This is a genomic window from Ekhidna sp., assembly GCF_039960695.1.
Classification (GTDB): domain Bacteria; phylum Bacteroidota; class Bacteroidia; order Cytophagales; family Cyclobacteriaceae; genus Ekhidna.
The window spans coordinates 184696-198420 of the sequence record NZ_JBDVKP010000018.1; the positions used below are offsets into that span (position 1 = coordinate 184696).

Below are 13725 nucleotides of genomic sequence, written 5' to 3' on the forward strand. Positions count from 1 at the left end.
TTATGAGTGCATGTAACCTCATTGGAGGTAATAGTGGTGCACCTTCCGCAGAAAACCCTGGTTTCGCCAGCTCCGCAACTGGATTGGAATTTAACCAAGATGGAGGTTTTCAAGTAAACGAATTCAGAGGCCAACCAGATGGACCAAACCTAATTTTTATTGAGGGTGGTCGTACTGTACTTGGTTCTTTCGAAGAAGACGTAGTTTATGCTCATGATAACCTTGAAAGAGCTGTTACTGTCGCATCATTCTATATGGATGAAACAGAAGTAGCAAATATTCATTGGTTGGAGTATGAATACTATATCAAGCAAGATTCAGACGAATATTATTGGAGAAATAACATGCCTGATACTACGGTTTGGGCAAAAGATCTTGCTTTCAATGATCCGTATGTAAATAGTTATTACAGATATCCTGGATTCAGATACTTCCCTGTAGTTGGAGTCAACTGGAGACAAGCAGTCAACTATTGCAAGTGGAGAACCACTGTGGTCAACTTAAAACTTGCAGAAGATGCTGGATACTTAGATCCTGTTGCCTCCGGTGACGATGCGTTTGCGGGTGCTGAAGGTGGGGGTTTATCCGCATCTGCAGGTACTCCTCCAGGTCTAAGTTCAGGCGTAGTGCTTCCGGGTTATAGATTACCAACAGAAGCAGAGTGGGAATATGCTGCTCAAGCCTTAATTGGTACTCAGTGGTTAGATGAAAATCAAACTCATAGAAGACTTTATCCTTGGGATGGTCATGCGTTGAGAAATCCCTATGGAAAAAGCATGGGTTACTTCCTTGCTAACTTCAAAAGAGGTAACGGTGACTATGCAGGTATTGCAGGCAAGCTGAATGATGGTGCCATGATTACCACATACATATACGACTATCCACCAAATGATTTCGGACTTTATAATATGGCTGGTAATGTAAACGAGTGGGTTCAAGATGTGTACCGACCTCTTTCATTCCAGGACATGGATGATCTTAACCCAGCACGAAGAGATGCTGTTCTTGATGAAGAAACTGGCTACGATGCGGACTACTCTTTCATAGGAAGAGAAGCTGCATATTCGGAAGAAGATTGGGTGAGAACTTCTGGTCTTCAGAAATCTTACAATGCCGACAATCCTCCAATGAAGAGATTAAGAGTATATAAAGGAGGATCATGGTCTGATGTAGCTTATTGGCTATCACCAGGAACTAGAAGATTCCTTTTTGAAGATTCAGCAACATCTACGATTGGTTTTAGATGTGCAATGATAAGAGCAGGATCTAATTTCTAAAATATTACCTCACAAAATTTTTCAAAGGCCACCCAAGAATGGGTGGCTTTTTTATTTTCCTCTCGCCAAACAGGCAATATGTATTTCTTTAACATTCGACTCTACAAGACGCTGACATAGCATTCCAACAGTTGCGCCTGTGGTAATCACGTCATCAACTACCAGCACTGAGTGACCTGATAGATCACATGTAGATTTTGAATAAACGTTTTCCATATTTATCCAACGATTTGCTTTTGACTTTTTTGTCTGAGATTGGGTAGCAACCTCTCGTCTAATGACATCCTTCCGAATTTCAAGATTAAAATTCTCTGATATGCCTTTTGCAATCAATTCACTTTGATTGTATGTACGCTTACGAAATTTAGACTTATGCAGTGGGACAGGTATAACAATGTCTATATTGATCCCTTGGAGAGATGGTGCAAACCATGCGCCTAGAAGTATTCCTAGTTCCTTCTTTTCTTTGTATTTTAATTCATGTAATAGTTTTTGAGTAATTCCTTTTCTTTGAAAATAAAGAAATGATGTCGCGGATTTAATTTTTGGTTCAAACGCAAATTTCTGATACAACTGATTTGATGGATTCGAATAATCATTGGTTAATGGAAGATCTATTTTGCAAGCTGTGCATAAGTAATGCTCTTCAGATATCAGCGACTGCTCGCAATTCAGACAGTTTCTAGGAAAGATTAATGAAATAAAGTCTCTAAGCACTCTATGAAAATATTTATAAATAATGGTTTATAAAAAAGATCTTGATTTGCAAAAATCTTGGGTGGAATTACTTTACAAAATTAAGGAACTGACTGGAAATCGGCCAGCTGATCTAAATGCTGTTCTTTTCTTAATAGGCGTACAGGAATTAGGAATGGGAGCAAAATCTTTTTCCAAAGAAGAAAAACAAGATGTGCTTCATATTGCCATTTGCAAAGTTCTATCATTGGCTGGTTATTATGTTTTGGAAGGACATGATCAAGAAGGTTGGCCTCATTGGAGATTGGCTAAAAAACTTCCTCGGTTTGACCTGATAGAACAGGAAAAGTTGTTAAAAATTCAGATTTTAGAGTATTTCAAGAAAGAAATTGATTGGTAACATGCACCTTTGATGGTTATTGTCCGTTTACAATCGAACAATGAGTGGGTTAGTAGAAATAAAAAGTAAACTAGAATACTTCAAAAGACGGTATTATATCAGGCAGATAGTACTGGGTATACTGGGTTTCCTAATAATTAACTCAATCGTATTTCTAGGAGTCAGTAGTCTGGAATATCAATTTTGGCTAGGCGTCACTATCAGAACCATTCTGTTTTTTAGCTTTCTTATTCTTATCCTCATCTCCGCATATCAGCTATTCCTTTTGCCGATAATGATGCTTGTTAAACTTAATAAGGGGTTAAGTGATGAAGAGGCCGCCTTTGAAATATCAAAACATTTTCCTGAAATAGAAGACAAGCTTTTAAACACTTTACAGCTTGGCAGACATCAACCAAATGAGTTGCTTGCTGCTGCAATTGATAAAAAGTCTGAGGAATTTAGCCGTATGTCTTTTATGCAAGCAGTTGACTTCAAACCAGTAAAAAAATATGGTTTCATTCTATTCTTTGTAACCATCGCTTTTACCCTGGTTTCGTTTATCAATCCATCATTAATCATTGATAGTCCCAAAAGAATTGCGAACTTCAAAAAAGAATTTAAACCTAAAGCCCCATTTCAGTTTATTCTATTGAATAAAGATCTCAAGGGATTTAGAGGGGAGGATTTTGTTCTTCAAATGCGAATAGAAGGCGAACAGATGCCCCAATCCGCTAAAATTTTAGTTGCAGGAGAAAATACTTCTCGCTCCTTAAACCTTTCCAATAATAGTTTTACCTATTTGTTTCCAAAGATTCAATCTCCGAAAGAATTTCTCATTGAGGCAGCTGGATTCCAATCAAAATCATTCAAAATAGATGTGAACGATCGGCCCGACCTAGTGTCTATGCTTATTAGGGTTTCTGAACCCGATTACACAGGTGGGAAAAGGCGGACAATTGAAAACTCAGGTGACTTAATGCTCTTGGAAGGCTCTTCCGTTATATGGGAGATAAATACACTTGCTACAGATAGCGCAAGATTTGTTTTAAATGGAAAAGAAAATAATATCTCTAGAATTAACGAAACAGAGTTTGTGTTTGAAGAGCGAATGTTGAAAGATGGTGGATACCAAATTGATTTGTTTAACAGATACAGTCAAAATAAGTCAGAATTAGGATATTCCATTAACGTCATTAAAGATGAGTATCCTGAAATAGTAGCTCAATACTTTCCAGATTCAATCACCTATCAGTCAATTACCATCGCTGGCTCAATTTCCGACGATTACGGGTTTACAGGATTAAACCTTAATTACCGTAAAAACAAACAAAGCAAATACACCAGAATTTCACTTGATATTAATAAAAATACTGGAAGTCAAAGCTACTACGCTCACTGGACCTTGGATACGCTTGATTTGAAAGTAGGTGAATCAATTGAATTGTATATGTCCGTATTGGACAACGATGGTGTTCAAGGGCCAAAAGAATCCAAGGCCAGCACTTTCCTTCTGAGAGCTCCAAGCGAAGATGAAATTAATTCACTTATTTCTGACAAGCAGGATAATGTTGAAGATCAGCTTGACAGTACGGAAAAAAAGGCTGAAGAAATAGCAGATAGACTGGAAGAATTGGAGGAAAAATTAAAATCTGAGCAAAAATTTGATTGGCAAGAAAAGAAAATGCTAAATGATGTAATCGAAGATCGAGAGAAACTAGCAAATGACATTGAAAAACTAAAGAAACAGCACGAAGAACTTTTGAAAGCAAACAAACAATTTCAAAAACAGAGTCCTCAAACAGAAGAGAAAAACCAGAAGATGCAAGAGCTTTTGGAGCAACTTATGGATGATAAGACTCGAGAGCTATATGAAAAACTCAAGGAATTGATGAAAGAAAATGCTCCATCCGATCAAATTAGTCAGCAACTGAATCAACTGAAGAAAAATGAACAAAATCTGGAGCGGGATCTCGAGCGAGCAATGGAATTATTCAAAAGGCTCAAAATGGAAAGTGCGCTGGAACAAAACCTCCAAAAACTAGATACTCTTAGTCAAAAACAAGAAGATGCATCCCAGAGCTCTGAAAACTCTCAAGAACAAGAGGAAATAAACAAAGAATTCAATGAGTTCAGGGACAAGATGGATGAGATTCAAGAGTTAAATCAAGAGCTGAAACGTCCAGAAGCAATGGAGGACTTTGAATTAGAGGAAAGGCAGATTTCTAAAGAGCTTCGGGAAATCATGGAGCAAATGGATAAGGAACGTGAAAAGTCAGAAAGTGAAAAGAATTCTGACAGTGAACAGCAAGAACAGCAAGAGGGTGAGCAACAAGAAGGACAGGATCAGAAAGATTCAACTCAGAAGCCATCACAAAGCACCAAACAAAAACAAAAAAGTGCAGCTCAGAAGATGAAGAATCTGAGCAAGAAATTATCAAAAATGCAAGGAGGTATGCAAATGGAAATGATGCAGGCCAATCTAGATCAGTTAAGAGATATTCTGGACAATCTTGTGAAGCTTTCCTTCAATCAAGAGGATATCATGCTAGAAATGAGAGAAGTGAATCAATCAGACCCGCGATTCTTAGAACTTTCTCAAAATCAACTCAAGTTGAAGGACGATGCGAAGGTCATTCAAGATAGCCTACTTTCACTTGCTTCTAAGGTGGTGCAGATATCCTCATTTGTCACTCGTGAAGTCGGTTCAATAAATGAAAATATTGATGAAGCAATCGATTACTTGAAAGACAGAAATAGGGGTAGAGCACTTTCAAGTCAACAATTTGCAATGACATCAATCAACAACCTGGCATTACTCTTAGATGATACTATGCAACAAATGCAAATGTCAATGTCTGAGGCTATGGGTAATTCTAGCTCCGGTGATAAGAAGCAACAGCAAGGAATGCCCGATCTTCAAGAGTTACAAAATCAACTTGGTGAAAGAATCAACGAATTAAAAGGATCTGGAAAGTCGGGCAGAGAGCTTTCTGAAGAATTAGCAAGACTTGCTGCGGAGCAAGAAATGATTCGCCGGCAGCTTGAAATGCTCAAGGAAGCACAGGATGGGAAACCCGGTGGAGGACTAGGTGGGAGTGAAATGAAACGAGCAATTGACATGATGGAACAAAATGAAGTGGACTTGGTAAACAAAAGGCTAACCCAGCAGTTAATAAATCGCCAAAAGCAAATAGTTACTCGAATGCTTGAGGCAGAAAAAGCTCAAAGAGATCAGGAAATGGATGAAGAGAGAGAAGCAAATAAACCTTCGGTAATTTCAAGGGAAATACCCCCAGGTTTTGAAAAGTACCTGGAACTCAAGAAAAAAGAGATCGAATTGCTAAAAACTATTCCAATCGGATTAAATCCATTTTATAAAAAAGAAGTAAACGACTATTTTAGACGCTTAAGTTCAGACGAAGAGAATGATTGATAACATTCAAATACAAATTCCATCACTTCCTGAAAACATCAGGATTGTAGAAAGCTTTATTGATAATGCCAAAGATCAGTTCAAGCTAAACGATGACATCTATGGTAACATCATGATTGCAGTTACAGAATCTGTAAACAATGCAATCGTTCATGGAAATCAATCTGATAGCAAAAAAAACGTGCACCTTCAGCTTGCTTTAGAGGAATCATTAATCAAGTTTACCGTTGAAGACGAAGGTTCTGGGTTCGACTATACAAACCTGGCAGACCCTACTTTACCGGAAAACTTAAGCAAACCAGGTGGACGAGGAATATTTCTTATGAAAAACCTCTGTGATGAAGTTTCATTCAAGAAAGATGGAAGAATTGCCGAGCTGAGCTTCTACCTTTCCTAAATGAATATCCATTACTTCAACGAAGATGTAAACTTCCAAATCACAAAAGAAAAACATCTTACGGACTGGATTCTAGATATAATTCATTCGTATCAATTCGATCTTGAGATACTCAACTACATTTTTTGCTCAGACCAATATCTGCTCGAACTAAATAAAGAACATCTGAATCATGACTACTACACTGACATTATCACTTTCGATAACTCAGATGAAACCAATAAGATTGAATCAGACATTTTTATTAGCATTGATCGAGTAAAGGAAAATGCTAAGAAGCAATCAGTCGCGTTAAATGACGAATTGTATCGTGTTATGATTCATGGCGTCCTTCATCTCATTGGCTTTAATGATAAAACCCCTAAGGAAAAGGCTTTGATGAGAGAAAAAGAAAACGCCTGTTTATCTTTGCTGAAAATTTAACGTTTCACGTGAAACATGGGGGATGGCTCCGGTGCTTTAGTTCCACGTGAAACATCATAAATATGCTTCAAGAATACGACATAATTGTAGTAGGCGCAGGACATGCAGGGTGTGAAGCAGCGGCCGCCGCAGCTAACATGGGCTCCAAGGTTCTATTGGTTACGATGAATATGAACACAATAGCTCATATGTCCTGTAACCCAGCTATGGGAGGTATAGCCAAGGGACAGATCATCCGAGAAATAGATGCGCTAGGAGGGTATTCAGGAATTGTTACAGATAAATCCATGATTCAGTTCAGGATGCTTAATAGATCCAAAGGTCCTGCTATGTGGAGCCCGAGAGCGCAATCTGATAGAATGAGGTTCGCTGAAGAATGGCGTCTCTCACTCGAAGGAATAGCTAATCTTGATTTCTGGCAAGAAATGGTGAATGGACTGTTAGTGCAAAATGGTCGTGCTATCGGAGTAAAAACTGGAATTGGACTTGAGATTAAAGCCAAAGCTGTGGTCCTTACCAATGGTACATTCCTAAATGGATTAATACACATTGGCGAGAAGCAGTTCGGTGGTGGACGCTCAGGTGAAAGGGCTGCTACCGGAATCACAGAGCAATTGGTAGAACTAGGCTTTGAGTCTGGACGTATGAAAACCGGGACTCCACCAAGAGTCGATGGAAGGTCTCTCGATTATTCTAAGATGGAAGAACAAGAAGGTGACGAAATTCCCGGAAAGTTTTCCTATTTAGAATCATCCCGACCTTTAACTCAGCAAAGAAGCTGTCACATAACCTACACAAATCCAGAGGTACACGAAATCTTACACACAGGATTCGAAAAATCGCCAATGTTTACAGGACGCATTCAGGGACTTGGTCCGAGATATTGCCCTTCAATTGAAGATAAGATTAACCGATTTGCAGAGCGTGATAGGCATCAAATATTTGTGGAGCCTGAAGGCTGGAATACAGTAGAGATTTATGTTAATGGGTTTTCAACCTCGCTTCCAGAAAACGTGCAGTACAAGGCTTTAAAAAAAATATCTGGTTTCGAGAAGGTAAAAATGTTCCGTCCAGGATACGCTATTGAATATGATTTCTTCCCGCCAACGCAGCTTTCTAATACACTGGAAACTAAAGTCATTGAGAACCTATATTTCGCTGGACAGATAAATGGTACCACAGGTTATGAAGAAGCCGCCTGCCAAGGAATGATGGCTGGCATAAATGCTCATCAAAAAATTCATGAAAATGAGGCGTTTATTCTCAAAAGAAATGAGGCATATATTGGAGTTCTCATTGATGATCTGATAAACAAAGGCACTGATGAACCTTATAGAATGTTTACATCTCGTGCAGAGTTTAGATTACTGTTGCGCCAAGACAATGCCGATCTTAGGCTTACCGAGAAAAGTCATAAAATTGGACTTGCGTCTAATGATCGACTAAATCAGATGCAAAGGAAGAAAGACCAAACAGAAGAACTTAGAGAGTTACTTAATGTGACACAGTTCAAACCTAATGATATAGCTGACAAGCTGGATTCAATATCATCGGCTCCAATAAAAGATAAATCATCTCTTGCCACTATATTGAAACGTCCAGAAATATCAATCTATGATTTCAAGATTTTTTCCAAAGAGGTAGAAAACGTGTTAGATAAACATTCCCCTGAAGTCATTGAGCAGGCAGAGATACAAATCAAATATCAAACCTACATAGAAAGAGAGCAACAGAATTCTGAAAAGATGAACAACCTTGAAAACCTTAAGATTACCAAGTCTTTTGACTACAATAAGCTTTCTTCCATATCTTCTGAAGCCAGAGAGAAACTTCTTAAAGTGAAGCCAGAAACTCTCGGTCAAGCATCTAGAATAAGTGGTGTTTCACCATCTGATGTATCAATATTAATGGTTTATCTTGGAAGATAATGTACGAGAAGTTGGAACAATGTCCTGTTTGTAAAAGCAAGCAGTTTGACAACTACATGATTTGTAACGACCATTCAATCTCTGGTGAAAGCTTTGCATTAGTCAGGTGTACAAATTGCGAACTTGTATTTACCAACCCAAGACCTGAAGAAAATAATCTCTTCAAATACTATAAAAGCGATCAGTACATTTCTCATACAGACCAAGGAAATTCAGTAATAAACTTAATTTATAAGCTGGTTCGTAGATACACACTGACTAAAAAGGTTACTCTAATTAATAAAATCAATTCTGGTAATGGTATTCTATTAGATTATGGATGTGGTACAGGTGATTTTGTAAAAGCCGCAGCAAAGAAAGGTTGGCAAGCTTTTGGATATGAACCAGATATAGATGCAAAAAAAATAGCCATTCAAAAAAATCCATCACAAATACTCGAGCTGCTCAAAGATTGTCCAGACAACGTGGACGTGATAACAACCTGGCACGTCGTTGAACATATCCCTGATCTGAAAACCACTATACAAGTATTAAGCAAAAAACTAAAAAAGGGAGGACATCTGATTATTGCTGTGCCTAACCATCAATCATATGATGCCAAACAATACCAAGAAAATTGGGCTGCTTTTGATGTTCCAAGACATTTATACCATTTCGATCGTAGCTCCATTTCTTATTTGATTAAGCAACTGAAACTGAAGCTTATTGATACAATACCAATGAAATTTGACTCATACTACGTTTCGATGCTTAGCGAAAAATACTCGAAGAAAGGAAGCCTTATTAAAGCCTTGAGAATTGGATACAAATCCAATCAAATCGCAAAGAAGACTAGAGAATATTCCAGCTTGATATACGTAGTTAAAAAATGAAACACTTTTTATATCTCATTTCTTTCGTACTCCTAGTTGACTTGTGTTTTCAAAACTGTGCCAATCCCGGTAGACCAACCGGCGGTCCTAAAGATACAATACCTCCTTCGCTAATCTATTCTAATCCAACGAAAGGTACCACGAATTACAAAGGGTCTACGATAGAGTTAGAGTTCTCAGAACTGATAAATGCTGATAAACTAAAACAGCAACTTATTATTACTCCCAGCACAGACATTAAGTACAAATCCATTGTGAAGCGGAATAAACTGATCCTCAAACTTGAAGGTATTCTCAAAGACTCTACCACATACAATTTCAATTTTGCAAACGGAGTTACAGACATTACAGAAAAAAATCCTTCCGTTAATCTTTCCATTGCATTGAGTACAGGTCCATACATTGACAGCATGTCAGTTACAGGAACTGTAGAAGAATTAATGAACAAAGAACCAGCAAAGGGTTATGTTGTTGCGCTTTATCCTTTCACTGATACGCTAAATGTATTTTTAGACAAACCAATGTACTTTACAACAGCTGATGAAGCGGGAAGCTATGAAATTAAATATATCAAAACAGGTAAGTATAAAATAATTTCATTCGAAGATGACAATGGCAACTTTCTCTTAGATCCAGATATAGAATCACATGGTTTCTTATCCGATACTATTCAACTCGACTCTGCTATTTCCCTTAGACCAATTAGATGTCTATTACAGAATATTAAGCCACTTACACTAATCAATGCCCGACCAACAGGCAGGTATGTCGAAATCAAATTCAACAAGCAGGTAGATAACTACAATATCCAACCTAGTTTACCAAGCAACATTATTGGTGAGAAAAAAGACATTATTAGGTTATACAAATCCAATCACATCAATTACCAAGACAGTATTACATCTACACTACATGCCAGTGATAGTCTTGGTAATCAAATATTGGATACTATCAAATATGTTTTTCTGGAATCGAACAGAAATGCTTCTCAATTTTCATATTCCTTTAAAAGAAATACACTTGATTTAGTTGACAACCCAAAGATTAAAATTGGATTCAATAAACCAATCCTATCATTTGATACTTCGAAAATTTCAATTAAATCTGACTCTCTTCTGAACTTTCATCCACTGATTAACTACAATTGGAATGAAAATAATACTGAGCTAAATCTACAAGTCAATCTGTCTGTATCCTTAGCTGATTCATTACTTGAAACTATAATATTTAAGGATAGCTCCGCTATAGATTCTACAAATATTCGTTCTATAACTCAAAAGCCAACGCTATCATTATTTGCAGAAAAGGGTGCATTTATTTCTGTTGAAAGCGATACATCTTCTGAAAAATCTGTTTCAGTCAAAACACCAACGAAGAAGTCCACAGGTGTATTGAAGGTAAATCTTAATACTACCATTCCAAGTTTTAGATTTCAACTTTTGGACAAGAGTGGCAAAGTAGCCTATCAGAAATCCAATACGACCTCTTTTACTTTACCTTCAGTCAAACCAGGTGAATATAAGATTAGGGTTTTGATTGACAATAATAACAACGGAAAATGGTCATACGGTAATCTTCTCAAAAACGAAGAACCAGAAGATGTTTTCTTATATGAACAGTCAACATCAATAAGAGAAAACTGGGTAGTCGAATTGAATATTACGATTTAATTCTGTGTATAACTATCAATCAGATCGTTGATAACATATCATTTCTGTTAATAGCATTTCAAATTCTTACATTACTACCCAATCCTGACTAATAAATCTATACTTATCTACAACTTACTAGACTCTAAAAAGTGAAAAGTTTACAACATTTCGATTTGTCTATTTATTAACAAACTAAGTCAACTTACTCTCTTACAGGGTCTTATATGTTGATACACTGTTGAATTAGAAGTAGTATCTTGTCTTTTATAAACAATTAGATTTTCCTAAGAAAAAAATAAGATCTTATCCACGTATCCACAGCACTAATAATAAGAATAGAATTTATTTAAAACTTTATTTTATTAATATAGGTATGTATAAATGTGTATTACTTGAATCATGATCAAAAAAATAATCATTTACGTTCTCTTACCAATTAAACTGATTTATTCTCAAAGTCATGATCAGATTCAGTTGGCAAACCAATACTTCCAACAGGGTGATATTGAAAAGGCAAAATACATATATGAGGAGCTGGCTGAAAATCCGTACAATACCCAACTTATTGCTGGTAATTACCTGACACTTCTTAAGTCCACTGCAGAATATGATCAAGCAGAGAAATTTCTTCAGAATGCAATTAAAACCTTCCCCTCAAATATTCAATTTCAATCTAGTCTTGCTGGAGTATACAGTGAAGCTGGAGACATAGAAAAACTAGATAATTACATAAAGCAGCTTCGAAAAGATTCTAGAACAAACCCTTTTCAATTAAGCATACTTGCTCAATACTTGGCTAACGAGCAATTGTATCAAGAATCAATTCTCTTTTTCGAAGATTCTAGAGAAGTCAGAAAAAATCCCACTGTTCATGCACTTGAACTTGCATCCATTTATCGAATGGTTAATAACAAACCTGCTATGATTGAAGAGTATCTTAATTATGCATCAGACAGCCCAAACAGGCTCAGCTATATAAAAAACTTACTTCAGAGTTTTATTCAAGAAGAAGAAGAGCTTGATGAACTGGAAAGTACACTGATACGGAAAATGCAGGAAAACGCAGAGGACACAAAGTTTGCAGAACTTTTACTATGGGTCGAGCTACAGCGAAAAAATTTTTACGGAGCATTTATTCAGGCACGTGCAATCGACAAGAGAAACGATCGACCAGGTGATCGTTCCATGGACATAGGACGAATTGCATTAGAAAATGCTGCATATGATGATGCAGAAGAAATTTTCCAATATGTTGCAAAAACATATCAGGATACTCGTAATTATCAATATGCCCGTCGCTTTTGGATGGAATCAAAGGAGCAGAAAATAAAAAATACCTTTCCTATAAATCCTATTGAAATCCGAGAACTAGCTAATCAGTACCAAGGGCTTTTCCAGGAACTACAACCATCACAAACTGCATTCGAAGCCTTAAGAAGTAAGGCGCTGTTGCATGCATTTTATCTGAATGAAATTGATATCGCGGCACAACTCTTAAATCAGCTGGTTAATAATCCGCGAGCAGGAATTCAACTCGTTTCTCAAAGCAAACTAGATCTTGGTGACATTTACTTATTAAAGGGGGAGTCATGGGAAGCTACACTTCTTTATTCTCAAGTGGAGAAAGCATACAAAAGCCATGAACTTGGATACAATGCAAAATTGCGAAATGCTCGTTTGCATTATTTCACAGGAAACTTTGCGCTGGCAAAAGGCCATTTAGATATTCTGAAGAAAAATACTACACGAGAAATATCAAATGACGCAATTTCGTTAGGCATGCTTATAACTGATAATACAGCACTAGATACAACAGACGCTGTAATGCAAGAATTTGCCAACATTGAACTCTTGATTTTCCAGAATCAAAAAGCGCAAGCGAATCAACGACTTACGCAAATGCTCGAGAAATACAACCATCACTCAATTACGGATGAAGTATTTTGGCTAAAATCAAAATTGGAGCTTGAGTCGGGTAACACAAATAATGCTATAAATTATCTCGATCAAATATTAGCTTCATATTCTTACGATATTTTGGCTGATGATGCTGCTTTCAAAAAAGCAGAGATCTATGAAAGACAATTAAAAGATGTAGAGCAAGCAAAAAGTCTCTACCAACAATTTTTAGTTGACTATCCCGGTAGCATGTACGTGGCAGAGGCGAGAAAAAGATTTCGTCAATTAAGAGGAGATATCATTAACTAAAGGTAAAACAGCCGTCTGCTTTATATTTTTCAAAACCATCATACTTTGGACCAATCGGATGTTATTGAGTCTTGCTAATTTTTTATTGACAAAAGCCGCATATTCATCCATGTCTTTCACTAAAACCTTCAATAGAAAATCAAAAGACCCAGCTAAATGATAGCACTCCATAACCTCAGCAAATTTCGTAATCTCTAATTCGAATTCACGTAAATATTCAGCTTTATGAGACTCCAGGGTAACGGATGAAAAAACCTCAAACCCGAAACCCGCCTTTTTCGAATTTACCGATGCATGATACCCAGTAATTAATCCGTTTCTTTCAAGTCTTCTTAATCGCTCATAAATTGGAGTTATACTTAAGCCAAGTTCGGAAGAAAGCTCTTTCATGGTAAGCTTTCCGTTTTCCTGTAATAGTGACACCAACTTTCTGTCAATTCCATCCATATCTTTTCTG

11 protein-coding genes are annotated in these 13725 nt (G+C 37.0%); 9 read left to right on the plus strand and 2 right to left on the minus strand.

What is annotated here, in order from left to right:
- The first annotated feature begins 2 nt into the window (after window positions 1-2).
- The gene (gene gldJ, locus ABJG98_RS10855; protein WP_348280092.1) at window positions 3-1277 is read left to right on the plus strand and encodes a gliding motility lipoprotein GldJ; all 1275 of its coding nucleotides are present in this window, start codon (window positions 3-5) and stop codon (window positions 1275-1277) included.
- A 51-nt stretch (window positions 1278-1328) separates the two neighbouring features.
- Here gldJ and ABJG98_RS10860 read toward each other — a convergent pair whose 3' ends face one another.
- The gene (locus tag ABJG98_RS10860) at window positions 1329-1994 is read right to left on the minus strand and encodes a phosphoribosyltransferase family protein (RefSeq protein WP_348279538.1); all 666 of its coding nucleotides are present in this window, start codon (window positions 1992-1994) and stop codon (window positions 1329-1331) included.
- A 22-nt stretch (window positions 1995-2016) separates the two neighbouring features.
- On the opposite strand from ABJG98_RS10860, the gene ABJG98_RS10865 reads away from it, so the two are divergent.
- The 8 genes from ABJG98_RS10865 to ABJG98_RS10900 all read left to right on the plus strand — a co-directional run bounded on the left by ABJG98_RS10865 (window position 2017) and on the right by ABJG98_RS10900 (window position 13268).
- Entirely contained in the window at window positions 2017-2373 is a 357-nt protein-coding gene (locus ABJG98_RS10865) for a hypothetical protein (protein WP_348279539.1), read from the plus strand.
- Between the two features lie 40 nt (window positions 2374-2413).
- Complete coding sequence (locus tag ABJG98_RS10870; RefSeq protein ID WP_348279540.1) at window positions 2414-5788, plus strand: DUF4175 family protein; 3375 nt, start codon at window positions 2414-2416, stop codon at window positions 5786-5788.
- On the plus strand, window positions 5784-6185 hold the full coding sequence (locus ABJG98_RS10875; protein WP_348280093.1) for an ATP-binding protein: 402 nt from the start codon (window positions 5784-5786) through the stop codon (window positions 6183-6185). The genes ABJG98_RS10870 and ABJG98_RS10875 overlap by 5 nt, the downstream gene beginning before the upstream one ends.
- A complete protein-coding gene (ybeY, locus tag ABJG98_RS10880) occupies window positions 6186-6608 on the plus strand; it encodes an rRNA maturation RNase YbeY (protein ID WP_348279541.1) in 423 nt (140 codons plus the stop codon).
- 62 nt (window positions 6609-6670) lie between these two features.
- Window positions 6671-8536, plus strand: a complete 1866-nt coding sequence (gene mnmG / locus ABJG98_RS10885; RefSeq protein WP_348279542.1) for a tRNA uridine-5-carboxymethylaminomethyl(34) synthesis enzyme MnmG — start codon at window positions 6671-6673, stop codon at window positions 8534-8536.
- The gene (locus ABJG98_RS10890; protein ID WP_348279543.1) at window positions 8536-9408 is read left to right on the plus strand and encodes a class I SAM-dependent methyltransferase; all 873 of its coding nucleotides are present in this window, start codon (window positions 8536-8538) and stop codon (window positions 9406-9408) included. Before mnmG ends, ABJG98_RS10890 begins: the two co-directional genes overlap by 1 nt.
- On the plus strand, window positions 9405-11078 hold the full coding sequence (locus tag ABJG98_RS10895; RefSeq protein ID WP_348279544.1) for an Ig-like domain-containing domain: 1674 nt from the start codon (window positions 9405-9407) through the stop codon (window positions 11076-11078). Before ABJG98_RS10890 ends, ABJG98_RS10895 begins: the two co-directional genes overlap by 4 nt.
- Window positions 11079-11459: 381 nt before the next feature.
- Entirely contained in the window at window positions 11460-13268 is a 1809-nt protein-coding gene (locus ABJG98_RS10900; protein ID WP_348279545.1) for a tetratricopeptide repeat protein, read from the plus strand.
- Here the strand turns inward: ABJG98_RS10900 and ABJG98_RS10905 are convergent.
- The gene (locus ABJG98_RS10905) at window positions 13245-13715 is read right to left on the minus strand and encodes an Lrp/AsnC family transcriptional regulator (protein ID WP_348279546.1); all 471 of its coding nucleotides are present in this window, start codon (window positions 13713-13715) and stop codon (window positions 13245-13247) included. The genes ABJG98_RS10900 and ABJG98_RS10905 overlap by 24 nt on opposite strands.
- Window positions 13716-13725 lie beyond the last annotated feature (10 nt).